At 69.9% G+C, this 16,394-nt stretch carries 13 protein-coding genes; 6 read left to right on the plus strand and 7 right to left on the minus strand.

What is annotated here, in order from left to right; translation table 11 throughout:
• The first annotated feature begins 22 nt into the window (after positions 1-22).
• On the plus strand, positions 23-1,021 hold the full coding sequence (locus AC3ANR_RS04870) for a Bug family tripartite tricarboxylate transporter substrate binding protein (RefSeq protein WP_488290750.1): 999 nt from the start codon (positions 23-25) through the stop codon (positions 1,019-1,021).
• Positions 1,022-1,111: 90 nt separating this feature from the next.
• On the opposite strand, the gene AC3ANR_RS04875 is transcribed toward AC3ANR_RS04870, so the two are convergent.
• On the minus strand, positions 1,112-2,017 hold the full coding sequence (locus AC3ANR_RS04875; protein ID WP_488291752.1) for a bestrophin family protein: 906 nt from the start codon (positions 2,015-2,017) through the stop codon (positions 1,112-1,114).
• 224 nt (positions 2,018-2,241) lie between these two features.
• Between AC3ANR_RS04875 and AC3ANR_RS04880 the strand changes: the two genes are divergently transcribed.
• The 5 genes from AC3ANR_RS04880 (at position 2,242) to AC3ANR_RS04900 (ending at position 7,966) form a co-directional block, all read left to right on the plus strand.
• A complete protein-coding gene (locus tag AC3ANR_RS04880; RefSeq protein ID WP_488290751.1) occupies positions 2,242-3,507 on the plus strand; it encodes an HlyD family secretion protein in 1,266 nt (421 codons plus the stop codon).
• A complete protein-coding gene (locus AC3ANR_RS04885; RefSeq protein ID WP_488290752.1) occupies positions 3,504-5,690 on the plus strand; it encodes a peptidase domain-containing ABC transporter in 2,187 nt (728 codons plus the stop codon). The genes AC3ANR_RS04880 and AC3ANR_RS04885 overlap by 4 nt, the downstream gene beginning before the upstream one ends.
• A 252-nt stretch (positions 5,691-5,942) precedes the next feature.
• Complete coding sequence (locus AC3ANR_RS04890) at positions 5,943-6,107, plus strand: hypothetical protein (protein WP_488290753.1); 165 nt, start codon at positions 5,943-5,945, stop codon at positions 6,105-6,107.
• 418 nt (positions 6,108-6,525) lie between these two features.
• Positions 6,526-6,924 (plus strand): CPBP family intramembrane glutamic endopeptidase, encoded by a 399-nt coding sequence (locus AC3ANR_RS04895; protein ID WP_488290754.1) that lies wholly within the window; start codon positions 6,526-6,528, stop codon positions 6,922-6,924.
• A gap of 268 nt (positions 6,925-7,192) precedes the next feature.
• Entirely contained in the window at positions 7,193-7,966 is a 774-nt protein-coding gene (locus AC3ANR_RS04900; protein ID WP_488290755.1) for a hypothetical protein, read from the plus strand.
• A 52-nt stretch (positions 7,967-8,018) separates the two neighbouring features.
• On the opposite strand, the gene AC3ANR_RS04905 is transcribed toward AC3ANR_RS04900, so the two are convergent.
• The 6 genes from AC3ANR_RS04905 to rodA all read right to left on the minus strand — a co-directional run bounded on the left by AC3ANR_RS04905 (position 8,019) and on the right by rodA (position 16,369).
• On the minus strand, positions 8,019-9,047 hold the full coding sequence (locus AC3ANR_RS04905) for a hypothetical protein (RefSeq protein ID WP_488290756.1): 1,029 nt from the start codon (positions 9,045-9,047) through the stop codon (positions 8,019-8,021).
• Between the two features lie 100 nt (positions 9,048-9,147).
• Positions 9,148-10,272, minus strand: coding sequence for a 3-deoxy-7-phosphoheptulonate synthase (locus AC3ANR_RS04910; RefSeq protein ID WP_488290757.1), 1,125 nt, complete (start codon positions 10,270-10,272; stop codon positions 9,148-9,150).
• Between the two features lie 374 nt (positions 10,273-10,646).
• Positions 10,647-12,107 carry a metalloprotease TldD gene (tldD, locus tag AC3ANR_RS04915; protein WP_488290758.1) on the minus strand — a complete coding sequence of 487 codons (1,461 nt, stop codon included), beginning with the start codon at positions 12,105-12,107 and terminating at the stop codon, positions 10,647-10,649.
• Positions 12,108-12,168: 61 nt separating this feature from the next.
• Positions 12,169-14,262 carry a protein kinase domain-containing protein gene (locus AC3ANR_RS04920; protein WP_488290759.1) on the minus strand — a complete coding sequence of 698 codons (2,094 nt, stop codon included), beginning with the start codon at positions 14,260-14,262 and terminating at the stop codon, positions 12,169-12,171.
• A complete protein-coding gene (locus AC3ANR_RS04925; protein WP_488290760.1) occupies positions 14,259-15,086 on the minus strand; it encodes an NAD(P)-dependent oxidoreductase in 828 nt (275 codons plus the stop codon). Before AC3ANR_RS04925 ends, AC3ANR_RS04920 begins: the two co-directional genes overlap by 4 nt.
• Positions 15,087-15,214: 128 nt before the next feature.
• Entirely contained in the window at positions 15,215-16,369 is a 1,155-nt protein-coding gene (gene rodA / locus AC3ANR_RS04930; RefSeq protein WP_488290761.1) for a rod shape-determining protein RodA, read from the minus strand.
• Positions 16,370-16,394: the final 25 nt, after the last annotated feature.

A 16,394-nucleotide genomic window follows, 5' to 3' on the forward strand; every position in this document is an offset into this window, starting at 1 on the left:
TCCCGCAACTGGTACCACCGTGATGTCCAACAAGATCTCTTTCCGCCGGCGCGACCTGCTGGCGACCGCCTCGGCCCTGGCCGTGGGTGGTCTCGCCGCCGCGCCCGTGTTCGCCCAGGCCGGCTACCCCAACAAGCCGATCCGCCTGGTGGTTCCCTTCGCGCCGGGCGGCGTGACCGACACCGCGGGCCGCGCGATCGCCGACGCCCTGAGCAAGCGGCTGGGCCAGCAGGTGGTGCCGGACAATCGTCCGGGCGCCTCCGGCAACATCGGCAGCCAGCAGGCGGCCACCGCCGAGCCGGATGGCTACACGCTGCTGGTCGTGCTGGACGGCACCTTCGTGATCAATCCGCACCTGTACGAGAAGGTGGGTTTCGATCCGGTGCATGACTTCGCGCCGGTGGGCAAGATCGGCGACTCCACCATCATCCTGGTGGCCAACCCGGGCGTGAAGGCGCGCTCGCTGTCGGAGGTGATCGCGCTGTCGAAGTCGCAGCCGGGCGGACTGCCTTTCGGCACCTCCGGCAACGGCAGCATCACCCACATCGCAGGCGAGCTGCTCAAGCAGCGCACCGGCGCCAACCTCACCCACGTTCCCTACAAGGGCGGCGGCCCCGCGGTCGCCGACGTGCTGGCGGGCCACATCCCGCTGGCGTTCGCTTCCGCCGCCTCGATCCATGGCCACCTCAAGTCGGGCCGGCTCGTGCCCATCGGCGTGCCCAGCGCGAAACGCTCGCCCCAATATCCCGAGATCCCGACATTTGCCGAAAGCGGCGCGCCCGGTTTCGACCTCAATTCCTGGGTCGGCATCGTGGCCCCAGCCAAGACCCCCAGGCCCATCCTGGAGCGCCTGAACCGCGAACTCAACGCAGCCCTGAACGATCCGGCCGTGCGCGAGAAGCTGGCTGGCTCGGGCATCGGCGCGGCGCCGGGCACGCCGGAGAGCTTCGGCACCGTGATCCGCACGGAGCTCGCCGCTTACGGCTCGGTGGTGAAGGCCGCCGGCATCAAGCTCGAGTAAACGCCGCCCCTGACTGCGGCCGCAGTCGCGGCCTGGTCGACCCCACGAATGCTGCGCGGGCTTTGGAAGGAGCCCGCGGCGCGGCCATGCTCAGGTCAGCCGCGACTCCACGGGCGCCAGCGCCGGCGGCAGCTCGGTCTCCCCCAGCGCTTCGCGCAGGTGAATCTCGACCTCGCGGCACAGGGCATCCAGCGGCAGGTGGTTCTCGGCCAGGCCGAATGGCTCCTCGATCTCGTCGCCCAGCGCGTCCAGGCCGAAGAAGGTGTAGGCCACGATCAGCACGACGAAGGGCGTCATGTAGCCCACCGTGTCCACCAGGCCGAACGGCAGCAGGAAACAGTACAGCCACGCGGTGCGGTGCAGCAGCAGCGTGTACGGGAAGGGCAGAGGCGTGTTCTGGATGCGCTCGCAGCCGGCGGCCGCGGCGGCCAGGCCGGAGAGCGACTGGTCGAGGTCGGCGGCCACCGGCGCATCGAGCCGGCCAGTGCGCAGCAGCGCGCCGAGGGCGTCGCCATTGCGCCGCAGCAGGAAATCGATGCCGCTGCGCGCCGCCGCGAAGCCTGCGGCATCGTCGCTCGAGAGCAGCCGCAGCATGTCGGGCCGTGCATCGCTGCCGCGCAGCTGGTGGCGCAGCGCCGAGGCGAAGGCGATCGTGCGCATGATGAGGCCGTGGCGCGGATCGCCCCGGTCCGCCGGCCCGGCCGGCTCGTCGAACCGCAGCAGCGTCTGCACCTGGCGCGCGAAGCTGCGGGCGCGGAACACCACGTCGGCCCACAGCTTGCGGCCCTCCCAGTACCGGTCGTAGGCAGCGTTGTTGCGAAAGCCCAGGAAGATGGCCAGGGCCAGCCCGATCAGCGAGAACGGCACCGCCGTCAGGGTGATCTTCCACTGGTACACGAACCCGTGGGTCAGCGTCACCAGCAGGGCCACGCCGGTGCAGATGGACAGCTCCCAGGCGATGTGCGGCAGGACCGAGCCGCGCAGGATGTAGAGCAGCTAGGCCCCGTGCGGGCGGTCGCGCACGATCACGGCAGATGAACCTCCAGGATGGCGCGACGCCGGCAGGACGCCCTGGCGACGCGAGGATGAATGGGGCCGTCATCCTACGATGCGCCGAGAGCGCGCGTGCGGCGACGCGGCGAACTCGTCCAATCTGGGGTTCCGTGACGGGGCGCGGTGGCTAACCTGTTTCGCACCCCTGCTTCCCGGTGCGCGTGCCCATGCCAGCTCCGTCCCTCTTTCGCCAACAGGCGGTCGATGCCGCGTCGATCCGGGCCTACGGCCAGGTCATCCTTCGCAACCCCGTGCGGCAGGCGCTGGTGACCGGCGCGTTTGCCGCGCTCGTGCTGGCCATCCTGGCCTTCATCGCCCTGGCGGGCTTCACCCGCAAGGCCAACGTGGCGGGCGTGCTCCTTCCGGCCCAAGGCCTGATCCGCCTGATCCCTGCGCACGCGGGCGTCGTGCTTCGCCGCGACGTGCAGGAGGGCCAGGGCGTCCGCGCGGGTGACGTCCTGTTCGTCATCGGCAGCGAGCGCACCGATGCGGGCAACGCGAGCGTCGAGGGACACATTTCCGATTTGTTGCGGCGGCGGCAAGACAGCCTGGCGGCGGAGCAGCAAGCCCTGGCCCGCCAGGCCGCGCAGAAGGTGCAGGCGCTTCGCGACCGCGCCCAGGCGCTGGGCGCCGATCTCGAGCGCCTGGGCGGCCAGCAGGCGCTGCAGCAGCGGCGGGTGGCCCTGGCCGAAGGGGCGCTGCGCCGCTACGAACGGCTTGCGGCCGCGGACTTCGTCTCCGGTGCCCAGGTGCACGACAAGCAGGCCGACCTGCTCGACCAGCAGCAGCGGCTGGCGGACCTGCAGCGCCTGCGCGGCAACATGCAGCGCGACCTGCTCGCCGTGCAGGCGGACGTCCGCGACGCGCAGGCGCAGTCCCGGCGGGAGGAACAGGCCAACGTTCGCGCCCTGGCGGCCCTGCAGCAGGACCTGGTGGAAAACGAGGCGCGGCGGGAACTGGTGGTGCGCGCGCCGCAGGACGGCACCATCGCGGCCATCACCGCCGAGCCGGGGCAGACCGTCGGCGCCAACCAGTCGCTCGGCTCGCTGCTGCCCGCCGGCTCGGACCTGGAGGCGGAGCTGTACGCACCTTCGCGTGCCGCGGGCTTCGTCAAGCCCGGCATGGCCGTGCTGCTGCGCTACCAGGCCTTCGCGTACCAGAAGTTCGGCCAGGCGCACGGCACGGTGCGGGAGGTCGCGACCACCGCCGTGCGGCCCGACGAGGTGCCGCTGCCCGGCGCGGCCGGGCCCGCGGGCGGCGAGCCGTTGTACCGCGTGCGCGTGCGGCTCGAGCGCCAGGCGATGCCGGTCTATGGCGCGGAGCGGCCCCTGCGCAGCGGCGCCCTGGTCGAGGCCAGCATCCTGCTGGAGCGCCGGCGCCTGTACGAATGGCTGCTGGATCCGCTGTATTCGGCCACGGGCCGCGTCTCATGATCGCCGAGGCCGCGCTGGCGCTTCGGTTCCTCGGTGGCCGCCGGTTGCCGGCGCTGCGGCAGTCGGAGGCGGCGGAATGCGGCCTGGTCTGCCTGGCGATGGTGGCCAGCTACTGGGGCCACCGGATCGATCCGTCCACGCTGCGGCAGCGGTTCCCGGTGTCGATCAAGGGCACCACCTTGAACACGCTGCTATCCATGGCGCAGCGGCTGCAACTCCAGGCGCGGCCCCTGAAGCTGGACCTGGACGATCTGCGCCAATTGAAAGCGCCGTGCATCCTGCACTGGGACATGCAGCATTTCGTGGTGCTGAAGGAGGTGAGGGCGGGCGCCGTCGTCATCCACGACCCTGCGGCGGGCGAGCGTCGCATCCGGATGGACGAGGTCGCGCGCCGGTTCACCGGCGTGGCGCTGGAGCTCACACCGGCCACGGGGTTCGAGCGGCGCGACGAGCGCCAGCGGATCCGCTTGCGCGACCTGGTCGGCCGTGTCGTCGGCCTCAAGCGCGGCCTGGCGCAGGTGCTCGTGCTGGCCATCGCGCTGCAGCTGTGTGCGCTGCTCGGCCCGTTCTACCTGCAATGGGTGATCGACGAGGCGCTGGTGTCGGGCGACCGGGACCTGGTCACCGTGCTGGGCGTCGGCTTCCTGCTGCTGATGCTGCTGCAGGCGAGCGTGGGAGCGGTGCGCTCCTGGCTCGGCACCGTGCTGACCACGAGCTTCAACTTCCAGTGGCTCGGCAACGCGTTCGCCCACCTGATGCGGCTGCCGCTGGCGTACTTCGAGAAGCGGCATGTCGGCGACATCGTGTCGCGGTTCGGATCCATCCAGGCCATCCAGCGCAGCCTCACCACGCAGGGCGTGGAGGCCGCCCTCGATGGCCTGCTGGTGGCCAGCACGCTGACGGTGATGCTGCAGTACAGCGCGCAGCTCACGGCGGTGTCGATCGGGGTCGTGGCCGCCTACGTGGCGCTGCGTTGCGCGCTGTATGGCAGCCTGCGCGCCGGTGCGGCCGACCAGATCCTTGCATCGGCGCGGCAGCAGACGCACTTCCTCGAGTCCGTGCGGGGGGCGCAGGCCGTGCGCCTGTTCAACCGGGGCGAGATCCGGCGCGCGGGCTGGACCAACCTGCTGGCCGAGCAGTTCAACGCCGAACTGCGCGTCTCGCGCGTCACCATCTCGCACCAGACGGCCCAGGCGCTTCTCTTCGGCGCCGAGCGGGTGGTGGTCATCTGGCTGGCGGCCCTGGCCGTCCTGGATGCCCGCTTCACGGTCGGCATGCTGTTCGCATTCATCGGGTTCAAGGACCAGTTCACGCAGCGTGTTGCCGCGTTGGTCGATCGGCTCTTCGAGTTCCGGATGCTGCACCTGCACGCCGACCGGATCGCGGACCTGCTGCTCGCCGCGCCGGAAGCGCATGCCGATCACCTGCCGGTGCCTGCCGCCGCCGCACCGGCGCTGGAGCTGCGCCATGTGTCCTTCCGGTATGCCGAGGGCGAGCCGGACATCCTGCGCGATGTGTCCCTGCGCATCGAGGCCGGCGAGTGCATCGCCATCACGGGGGCTTCCGGCTGCGGCAAGACGACGCTGGTCAAGATCCTGCTGGGGCTGCTGGAGCCGACCGGGGGCGAGGTGCTCGTCGACGGCCGGCCGTTGCGGCGTGTCGGGCTCGCCAACCACCGCGAAGGCGTGGGCACCGTGATGCAGGACGACCAGCTGTTCACCGGGTCGATCGCCGACAACGTCTGCTTCTTCGATCCCACGCCCGACCAGCAGCGCATCGAGGCCTGCGCCCAGCTGGCCGCCGTCCACCGCGACATCGCGGCGATGCCCATGGCCTACGCCACGCTCGTCGGCGACAGCGGCACGGGGCTGTCGGGCGGGCAGAAGCAGCGCATCCTGCTGGCGCGCGCCCTGTACAAGCAGCCCAGGATCCTCGTGCTCGACGAGGCCACCAGCCACCTGGACATCGCGCACGAGCAGCTGGTGAACGCCGCCATCCGGCAGATCCCCCTCACCCGCATCCTCGTCGCCCATCGCCCCGACACGATCGCGATGGCCCAGCGCGTCATCGTGCTGGAGCAGGGAAGGGTGGTGCGGGATTTCGAGCAGCGCGGGCGGGGCGCGGAGGACCGCGCGGTGGACGGACGCGCTACAGACGAGTGCGCGGCGAAGCGCGCACCGTAGACGAGCGCGCAGTGGAAAGACGCGCAGCAGAGACACGCGCAGTGGAAGAACGCGCAGTGGAAGGGTCGTCATGCCGGGCTTGACCCGGCATCCAGTCAGTCTCCTCACCTTGTACCTGGCTCTCGTTCGAAGCGGGGATGCAAGACGGGTGGGCGCCAAAGACGATTGCATTGTCTGCAGCCGAGCTGCGGACTACGATGGCGAGGCTCTCGCAGAACCTCGCTGACCTGAACCTTACATTAGGAGATATTCATGAAAGAGTTGACCCAGGTTGAGTGCGGCGCAGTCAGCGGCGCGGGCGCGATCTTGGACGCCTACGAGGACATCAAGACGATCGTGATGGATCTCCCGGACCTCCAGCAGACCCTCATCGACACGATCGTCGATGTGGCCTGCACGGCGACCACCAACTGCTAAGGACCATCGCCGCGGCTCGCAGCCGCGGCGTTTTTCCATGAACCGTTCCCAACGACCTCAAGCGATCATGGCAATTTGCTTTGTGCTGATTGTCTATCTGTGTGCTAGCTTTGTGCGAGGGAGCGTGACCAAGTATGCGAGTTCTGATTGGGGAGAGCTCTCGGCGAAGGTCTGCTACTTGCTCTTCGGGCTCTTGGTTTTTATCACTTGTCCGATTCTCACGAACGACGCGCGTAAGAGTCCTATCCGAAAGGCAGACTACGCGAGGGGATTCGCATTAATTGCTTCATACGTATGCGGCAGCTGCTTCGTCCTACTATGGCAAGCAGGTCCTATACAGGCGGATCAACCTGTTCTGAGCAGTACTACCGAACACATACTCGTAAGTACTCTGATTGCGCCCGCAGGGGAAGAGTTGATGTTCACGGCTTTCCTGTACAGCGCTCTTCGCAGTCGCGTGAGTCCCGTTTTGGCGGCGGTCCTCGTTGCGATCCTCTTCACCTTGTTGCACTGGCCCTCCAATGTGATTTCGGTGCTCGCTAGGTTGTTGTTCATGCTGTCGAGTTGCGCCATCTTCGAGCGTCTCCGTAGGATTGGAATCAACATCTTTTTCCATGTACTCACGGATGCGACCCTGTTGGCAACGGTATATCTGTATGCCGGCCGCCGGGTGCCTTCGTGGTTGGTGTCCGGCGTTTCATATGTTGCCGCCACTGCAATTGCGTCTGCAGTCGTTCTTTGCATTGTTCTACTGCTCGGTTGGCGGAACGATCAGGAGGGGGCACCTGCTCGGCGGCCCTCGGGAACTGCCAGCTAAGAGCTTCGGGGGAGCCTCGGGCTTCGGCGAGCTACCGCCTCACGCAGCCAGCTGCAGCAAGTACTGTCGCCAGTGCTCCTCAGCTTCGAGGATGTGGCGGGGTGATCTCCCCTCTAAGCTCAGCCCAAGGTTTTATCGAGGAGGCTGACATGACGCAATTCGCACCTGACGAAGCTCAGGCCGTCCGCTGTGGGTGCCTCCCGCGAGCCGACAACGATGGTTTCTCCGTAGCGCCGGCCGTGCCCGCCGGGATGGAGGGCCAGAGCCAATGAGCGCCTCAGCGTTGCTCGCGCGCTGCTGGCACCGCACGCCTCCCGCACTGGGTCCCGGACTGGCCCTGCTGCTGGCCCTCGCCATCGCGTGGCTGGCCTCGACGGGGGCTTCGGCCGCCGCCGTGCGCGGCTGGGACGCCTTGGCCCTGCTCGGGCCGGACGCGATGTTCCTCGTGGCGGGCCTGCTGCTGGCGGACGCTGCCACCTTGCGCCCTGGGACGGTTCGCGCGGCCGGCGCGGCGGCGTGGGTCTGGGCCGGCGGCATCGCGCTGCTGGGCGGGGCGACGTCCGCCGCGTTCCTGCTCATGCAACCGCAGCAGCAGCTGGCCGCCGGCGCGGCGCCCGGAAGTTGGTTCCACGCCGTCCACGTGCTGCTCCTGGCGCCACTGGCCGCGCAGGTGTTCGGCGCCGGCGTGTTGTACCGGGCTTGGCGCTCCCGCTACAGCGTGCTCACTTCGGCCGCGGTGGTGGCCCTGCTGGTGGGCCTGGCCCACCACGATCGCGGACCGGTCCGGTCGGGCACGCAGGCCGTCGCGCTCATGGCGGCGTGCCTGCTGGTCGAGCGCTATCGCTCGTTGCCGCTTGCCTTCGCGCTGCAGGTGGGCGTCACGGCCGTGCCGCTGCTGGCTGCCGCGTGGTGGCCGGTCGGGTGGGCGGCGCCTTGGTCGGGCCTGCTGCCCCTGATCGCCCTGCTGTGCTGGTTGCTGGCGGCGCTGGCGATGTTCCGGCTCGCGCATGCCCCACGCTTGCAGGTGCCTGCCGCGCGCTGACCCACTTTGGAAGTCGATCGCGGTGCCGCGATCCAGGCCTGCGGAAAGCGCCTCAGTGGTCCACCGAAAACGGCGCCGGCGCCGTCTTGTCGTGGCCCGACCTGCGCTGGCGCAGGATGGGCGGCAGGGCCGAGTCGTCGTGGCGTGACGGTGCCACGCTCTGCGTGCTGGGGCCGTCGTCGTGGTCGTCGCCGGGCACGCTGGCAATCGGCGCGGCGCGCTTGGGGTTGGAGGTGATGGCGCCCACCAGGTACAGCGCGGCCAGGTCATGGGCCATCTGCACGGTGGGGATGCCGGTGCGCTCGTGCAGTTCCGCAAAGGTGCCCGGTGCCGTGGCCAGCTCGCGCAGCAGCAGCAGGTGCGAATCCTTCAGCGCGTTCTGCGGCAGCCGCGGCGGGCGGCGGAAGTACAGCATGTCGGCGTGGTACCGCCTGGGCAGCACGTCGCGCGTGGTGCGCATGGCGTACTCCCACATCAGCCGCGACAGGCTGCAACGGAAGAAGTGCCCCGGAATCTGGTCGGGCCGGCGGTGCTGCGGCGTCCACATGGCGTTGTCGAAGTCCAGGGCCGAGGCGCTGGTCAGCACGCCGATGTCGCCGCGCAGGTCCACCACGGCGATCAGCGTGCCGTCGATGCGCTCGACGCTGTAGACGCCCGAACCCAGTGCGCTCTCCTGTTCCAGGATCTGCGAGGCCAGGCAGAACTGCGCGATCGACGGCTGCAGCAGGTCCTCGAAGCGGCGCAGCACGTCGGACACGCTCTGCGGCTCGATCTCGAACACCAGTGCCGGCTCGAACTGGCGCGGCAGCGGCAGGGCGAAGGCCGCGGGCCGGTTCAGGGTCTCGGGGTCGATCTGGATCGATCGCTCGTTCGGCACGCCCGAGGCCACGCGCAGCAGGCCGTCGGGCAGCAGCTGCGTGCGGCCGCCGTTGAGCCAGAACGCGTCGGCATCTTGCAGGTGGGCGAATTCCCAGGACTGGCGCGTGGCGGTGTCCTGCTGCACCAGCTGGCGCAAGGCTTCCTGCTGGGGCAGCGAGAAGCCGACGAGGCCGATGCGGAGGGTGGGGATTTCCAGGGCCATGCGTTGCTCGGTGTCGACCCCGGTTGTGCCAGGGTGTCTGCGAGACGCACGACTGTAGCGGAGCTCCTCCGCATCGTAAAGATTTGTGTCGGCTACACCTTCACCGGCGCCGCCGCGTGTCGACCGCGCGCGACAGGACGTCCAGCAGCTCCACCGATTCGGGCCAGCCCAGGCAGGCATCGGTGATGCTCTTGCCGTACTCCAAACGTGTCGCGTCGTCCTTGCCGGGCGTGAACTTTTGTGCGCCTGGCTGCAGGTGGCTCTCCACCATCACGCCGAAGACGCTGCGCGAACCGCCGGCGATCTGCTCGCCCACGTCGCGTGCCACGGCCAGCTGCTTGTCATGCTGCTTGCTGCTGTTGGCGTGGCTGCAGTCCACCATCAGGCGCGGGGGCAGGTTGGCGGCCTCGAGCTCCTTGCAGGCGGCGGCCACGCTCGCGGCGTCGTAGTTGGGCGCCTTGCCGCCGCGCAGGATCACGTGGCAGTCCTTGTTGCCGTTGGTCTGCACGATGGCCACCTGGCCGTTCTTGTGCACGGACAGGAAGTGGTGTCCGCGCGCCGCGGCCTGGATGGCATCGGTGGCGATGCGGATGTTGCCGTCGGTGCCGTTCTTGAACCCGATCGGCGCCGACAGCCCCGAGGCCAGCTCGCGGTGCACCTGGCTCTCGGTGGTGCGCGCGCCGATGGCGCCCCAGGCGATCAGGTCGCCGATGTACTGCGGCGAGATCACGTCCAGGAACTCGCTGCCCGCGGGCAGGCCCAGCCGGTTGATCTCGATCAGCAGCTGGCGCGCGATGCGCAGGCCCTCGTCGATGCGGAAGGTCTCGTCCAGGTACGGGTCGTTGATCAGGCCCTTCCAGCCGACGGTGGTGCGGGGCTTCTCGAAGTACACGCGCATCACGATCTCGAGCGTGTCGGCGTACTTGGCACGCACGTCCTTCAGGCGGCGGGCGTACTCCAGCGCGGCGCCCGGGTCGTGGATCGAGCAGGGGCCGATCACCACCAGCAGCCGGTCATCCTGCCCGGCCATGATGTCGTGGATGCGGCGGCGCGTGTCGGTGATCAGCCGCTCCACGGCCGTGCCGCGGATGGGAAAGAACCGGATCAGGTGTTCGGGCGGGGGAAGCACGGTGATGTCCTTGATGCGTTCGTCGTCGGTCTCGCTGGTCTTGTCGAGCGGACGCGCATACCAGGCCTCGGTGGCGGTGGTGGTCGGGACAGTCATCGGTGTTCTCCGTGGTGCCAAAGTGGTTCGGGAATAAAAAAACCGCCGGGGGTTGCCCGGCGGTTCCTTGGAGTCTTGGTGCGTTTGCTTCGCGTGCGCCTATGACTCTCGACCGCCGGGGCCAGAGAACCAAAAGTAGCCGTAAAAGAAAACGCTTTGCTTGCGCATGGGTGGAATGCTAGCACAGGGATCGACGTCGCCATGCCAGGGGCGGCATCCAGGCCGCCGCTGGCAGGGGGACCGGATTGCGGGTCGAGCCCGCAATGACAACCTTCTGTCGTCATTCCGGCGCAGGCCGGAATCCAGTTCGGTGGGGCGGCAAGCAGCGGGACTGGATTGCGGTTCAAGCCCGCAATGACGGCGCCGCTGCGGCCTCAGGCCGTTCCGCCCACCGTCAGCCCGTCGATCCGCAGCGTCGGCTGGCCCACGCCCACGGGCACGCTCTGGCCTTCCTTGCCGCAGGTGCCCACGCCCGAGTCGAGCTGCATGTCGTTGCCGATCATGGAGACGCGGGTCAGCGCGTCGGGGCCGTTGCCGACGATGGTGGCGCCCTTGACGGGGTACTGGATCTTGCCGTTCTCCACCCAGTAGGCCTCGCTGGCGGAGAACACGAACTTGCCGGACGTGATGTCGACCTGGCCGCCGCCGAAGTTGGTGGCGTACAGGCCCTTCTTGATGCTGGCCACGATCTCGTCGGGGGCCTTGTCGCCGCCCAGCATGTAGGTGTTGGTCATGCGCGGCATCGGGATGTGCGCGTAGCTCTCGCGGCGGCCGTTGCCGGTGGGCGCCACGCCCATCAGGCGCGCGTTGAGCGCGTCCTGGATGTAGCCGCGCAGGATGCCGTCCTCGATCAGCACGGTGCGCTGGCTCGGGTTGCCCTCGTCGTCGACGTTGAGCGAGCCGCGCCGGTCGGCGATGGTGCCGTCGTCCAGCACCGTTACGCCCTTGGCCGCCACGCGCTGGCCCACGCGGCCGGAGAACGCGCTCGAGCCCTTGCGATTGAAGTCGCCCTCCAGGCCGTGGCCGATCGCTTCGTGCAGCAGGATGCCGGGCCAGCCGGGGCCGAGCACCACGGTCATCTCGCCGGCGGGGGCAGGGCGCGACTCCAGGTTCGTCAGCGCGGCCTTGACGGCATCGTCGACGTACTCCTCGATGCGGGCGTCGTCGAAGTAGGCCAGGCCGAAGCGGCCGCCGCCGCCGCCATTGCCCACTTCGCGCCGGCCGTTGTGCTCGGCGATCACGGTGACCGAGAGGCGCACCAGGGGCCGCACGTCGGCGGCCAGCGTGCCGTCGGCGCGCGCCACCATCACCACGTCCCACTCGCTGGCCAGCCCGGCCATGACCTGCACGATGCGCGGGTCCTTGGAGCGGGCGAGCTTCTCGGCCTTCTCCAGCAGCTGGACCTTGGCCGTGCTGTCGAGCGTGGCGATCGGGTCCAGGGCCGGATAGAGCGACCGGCTGGACGCCACCTTGCGCGGCACGACCTTGGTCTTGCCCGAGCGGGAGGCGGACGAGATCGCCCGCACGGTGCGCGCCGCGTCCAGCAGCGATGCCTCGGAGATGTCGTCGGAGTAGGCGAAGGCGGTCTTCTCGCCGCTCACGGCCCGCACGCCGACGCCCTGGTCGATGCTGAAGCTGCCGGTCTTGACGATGCCTTCTTCCAGGCTCCAGCCTTCGCTGCGCGTGTACTGGAAGTACAGGTCGGCGTCGTCCACGCGGTGCGCGGTGATCTCGGCCAGCGCGCGCGACAGGTGGGTTTCGTCGAGGCCGAAGGGTTCGAGCAGGAGCTGCTGGGCCGTCGCCAGCCGCTCGATGGTGGGTTCGCGGGAGATCATCGGAGCATTCTAGGGCGCGCCCCTTGCCCCCGCGGATGGGCCGGCTGGGCGGCTCGGCGGCTCAGCGGCCCGCAGGCGCCAGGGTCCGCAAGAGCTGCCGCTGGCCGAGCTCGGCCAGCAGGACGGCCGCGCTGGAAAAGCGCTCCTGCGGGTCCTTGGCCATCAGGTGGTCCAGCACGGGCTGCAGCGCGGCGTGCTCGGCCGGCAGGCGCGGCACCGGTGCGTTCAGGTGCAGGGCCAGCAGGGCCTCCAGCGAGTCGGCGCGGTACGGCCGCTCGCCGGTGAGCAGCTCGTACAGCAGCACGCCCAGGCTGTAGAGGTCCGAGGCCGGCGTGATGGCGTGGCCCGCGGCCTGTTCCGGGCTGAGGTAGTAGGGCGTGCCCAGGATGTCGCCGTGCTGCGTCTGCGTGAGCGCGAAGTGGCCGGCGCGCAGCAGCGACTTGGCGATGCCGAAGTCCGCCAGCGCCACGCTGCCGTCTGCGCGCCGCATGATGTTCTCCGGCTTGAGGTCGCGATGCACCACGCCCAGCGCATGGATGGCCTGCAGCGCCAGGGCGACCTGCTCCAGCACCTCGAGCACGCGCTCCTGCGGCATGCCGGCCGCCAGTTCGGCGCGCAGGTCGCCGCCGGGGAAGTACTCCATCGCGATGTACGCGTGGTCGTCGGTGAAGCCCTGGTCGTGGATGCGCACCACGTGCGGATGCTCGATCTGCGACAGCAGCGCGTATTCCTGGATGAAGCGCGTGAGGTGCTCGCCGGCGGACTTGCCGCTCGCATCCAGCACCTTCAGCACGACCTGCAGGCCATCGCCGTCGCCATGGCCGTCGCGCTCGGCCAGGTACACGTCGGTCATGCCGCCGGCGCCGATCTTGCGCGTCAGGCGATAGCCGCGCAGGCGCAGCGGCTCCTCGCCGGGGGCGAAGCGGTGCCCCTTGAACGTGGCCAGGCGCGACTGCAGCGCGCCCTTGACCGCGCGTGCCGTGATCTCGGAGTTGGCCTGCAGCGCGGCGGCCAGCGCGTCGCCACGCCCGGCCAGCGTCGCGGCGCCGGCAACGGCGGTGCCGCCTTGGAGGCCCGTGACCTCGGCGGCATCGACATAGCCGCCCGGCCGAACCTCCAGCGAGGTCATCGCGCGGGTGGCCACGCCTGGCCCGGCGAGCTGCAGCACGTCGACGCTGGCCGCCACGGTCCAGCCCAGTTCCTTGCTCGCGCCCTCCAGGCGCGCGGCGATGTTGACCGTCTCCCCGACCGCCAGGCTCTCGCCGCCCGGGGACGCGGGGCTCGCGCGGCACAGCGTGACGGCGCCGGTGTGCAGGCCGACGCCGATGGCGAACGGGGGCAGGGCCCGGTCGGGAAAGCGCTGCTGCACCCAGGCGCGCACCTCGTGCGCGGCCAGCGCCATGCCCAGCGCGGCGCCGATGGCGTGGCGGGCGCCGCTCGCCTCCGGCGGGCCGCCGGGGGCGTCCGGGAAGATCGCCATCAGCCCGTCGCCCAGGAACTTCAGCTGCGTGCCGCCATGCTGCAGCACCTGCAGGCTGATGCGCTCGAAATAGGCGGTGAGGAGTTCGGAGACTTCCCCCGCCCCCAGCTTCTCGGCCAGGCCGGTGAAGTCGCGGATGTCCGCGAACAGCACCGTCGCGTGCACGGTCGCCTCGGCCACCGCGCCGGGCGGCATGTCCAGCCCGAAGCGGCCGGCGGGCTTGCGGCCGGCCAGGCTTTCCGCGAACGCCTGGCGCAGCCCGGCCTCGTGCGCGGTCACGGCCAGCTCGATGGTCTGGGCGATCCGGTCCTTCTTCTTCAGCAGGCCGGCCAGCGCCTCGACCAGTTCCTCCCGGGTGAAGGGCTTGGCCAGGTAGTCGTCGGCGCCGGCCGTCATGCCGCGGCGCATGCTGGCGCGGTCGTCCAGCGCGGTCAGCAGCATCACGGGCGTGGCCGCCAGCGAGTCGTCGCAGCGGATCGCTTCCAGCAGGGCGAAGCCATCCATCCGCGGCATGCCGATGTCGGAGATCACGACATCGGGCCGCATCTCGCGCAAGCGCTCCAGCCCCGCCAGGCCGTCGACGGCGGGCACGACGTCGTAGCCCTCGAGCTTGAGCAGGCGCGTGATGTTGTTGCGGATGGCGTCGTCGTCCTCGACGACCAGGATGGTGCTCACGGCGCGCGGGTGAGCAGTTGCAGGAGCGCCCCGTCGTCCAGGTCCGCCAGGCCGGCGGCCGCCGCCTGCGCGAACACGTCGCGCGCCGCGGCGCCGAGCGGGCCGTGGAAGCCTGCCTGCGCAGCGGCCTCGACCGCGAGGCGGGTGTCCTTCTGCAGCAGCGTGATGTGCGCCCGGGGCTCGAAGTCGCCGGCGATGGCCCGCCGCATGCGGTCCGAGCCGATCCAGCTCTGGCCGCTGGACTGTTCGATGACGTCGAGCGTGCGCGCCGCATCCAGCCCGAGCCGCTGCGCCATCGCGATCGCCTCGGCCGCGCCCACCAGGTTGATGCCGGCCAGCAGGTTGTTCACCAGCTTCGTGCGGGCGCCGTCGCCGCAGCGGGTGCCGACGCGGAACACCTTGTCGCTGAGGGCGCGCACGAGCGGTTCGGCGCGCGTGAACGTCGCGTCCGGGCAGGCGACCATCAGGCTCATGCTGCCGTCGCGCGCGCGGGCGGGGCCGCCGGACATCGGCGCGTCCACCGGCAGCAGGCCCGCGGCCTCCAGCCGGGCCGCCAGTCGTTCGACATCGGCGGGCGCGATCGTCGGGCACAGCAGCACCGGGGCGCCGGCTGGCAGCGCCGGCGCGGCACCCTGCGGGCCGAACAGCACGGCCTCGGCCTGGGCCGCATCGACGACACAGACGATGAAGGCGCCGGCACCCTGGGCCGCCTGGGCGGGGCTGGCTGCGGCAGTGGCGCCGCGGGCCGCGAGCGCCTGCACCTTGCTGTCGACCAGGTCGTGGGCACGGACGGCCCAGCCCAGGTCCAGCAGGCGGCCGGCCATGCCGCCGCCCATGTTGCCGACACCGACGATGCCGACAAGGGCATGGCCCCCACGCTCGCCCACTTGGTGTGGTTCGCTGCCCCCCGAGGGGGCGTTCGCACCTCGGGGCGGCCCGTCGGTGCCCGGTGTCATGTCTGCACGAGCCGCTTGGCCTTGGCGATGGACATCAGGATGCCCAGGCCCATGCCCAGCGTCACCATGGCGGTGCCGCCGTAGCTGATGAAGGGAAGGGGAACGCCCACCACCGGCAGGATGCCGCTGACCATGCCCATGTTCACGAAGGCATAGGTGAAGAAGATCATCGTCACCGAGCCGGCCAGCAGGCGCGAGAACAGGGTGGGCGCCTCCAGCGCGATCGCCAGCCCGCGAAGGACCAGGAAGATGAAGCCGGCGATGAGCAGCAGGTTGCCCACCAGGCCGAATTCCTCCGAGAACGCCGCGAAGATGAAGTCGGTGGTGCGCTCGGGGATGAACTCCAGGTGCGTCTGCGTGCCCTGCATGAAGCCCTTGCCGGTCAGGCCGCCCGAGCCGATGGCGATCATCCCCTGGATGATGTGGAAGCCCTTGCCGAGGGGGTCCTTGCTCGGATCGAGCAGGGTGCAGATGCGCTGCTGCTGGTAGTCGTGCAGCACCGGCCAGCGCACGCCGGTCGCGCACAGCTGCGACTCGAAGATGATGACCAGCACCAGGCAGACCAGGCCGACCACCACCGGCGGGATGATCAATTTCCACGACAGTCCCGCGAAGAAGATCACGGCCGCTCCGGCGGCCAGCACCAGCAGCGACGTGCCCAGGTCGGGCTGTTTCATGATCAATGCGACCGGCACCAGCAGGATCAGCCCCGCCATCGCGTAGTCGACCGGGCGCAGCTGGCCCTCGCGCTTCTGGAACCACCAGGACAGCATCAGCGGCATCGCGATCTTGAGGATCTCGCTGGGCTGGATGACCACGCCGACGTTCAGCCAGCGCCTGGCGCCCTTCTTGGTGATGCCGAACACCGCCACCGCGATCAGCAGCCCCACGCCGAGCGTGTACAGCGGCACCGCCAGGCTCATGAGCCGCTGCGGCGGCACCTGGGCCACCACGAACATGATGAAGCCGGCCAGCAGCATGTTGCGGCCGTGGTCGACGAAGCGGGTGCCGTGGTCGAAACCGGACGAATACATGGTGAGCAGCCCGGCGCACGCCAGCAGGAAGACGGCAAAGGCGAGCGGGCCGTCGAACCCGTGGAGCATGGGTGCCGCGCGCTGCCACAGCGGCGGCTTCTCGAAGACTGCGGACATGGGCGCCATTATCGGGCGAGCCGTC

The organism is Ramlibacter sp. JJN2-2R, assembly GCF_057747835.1.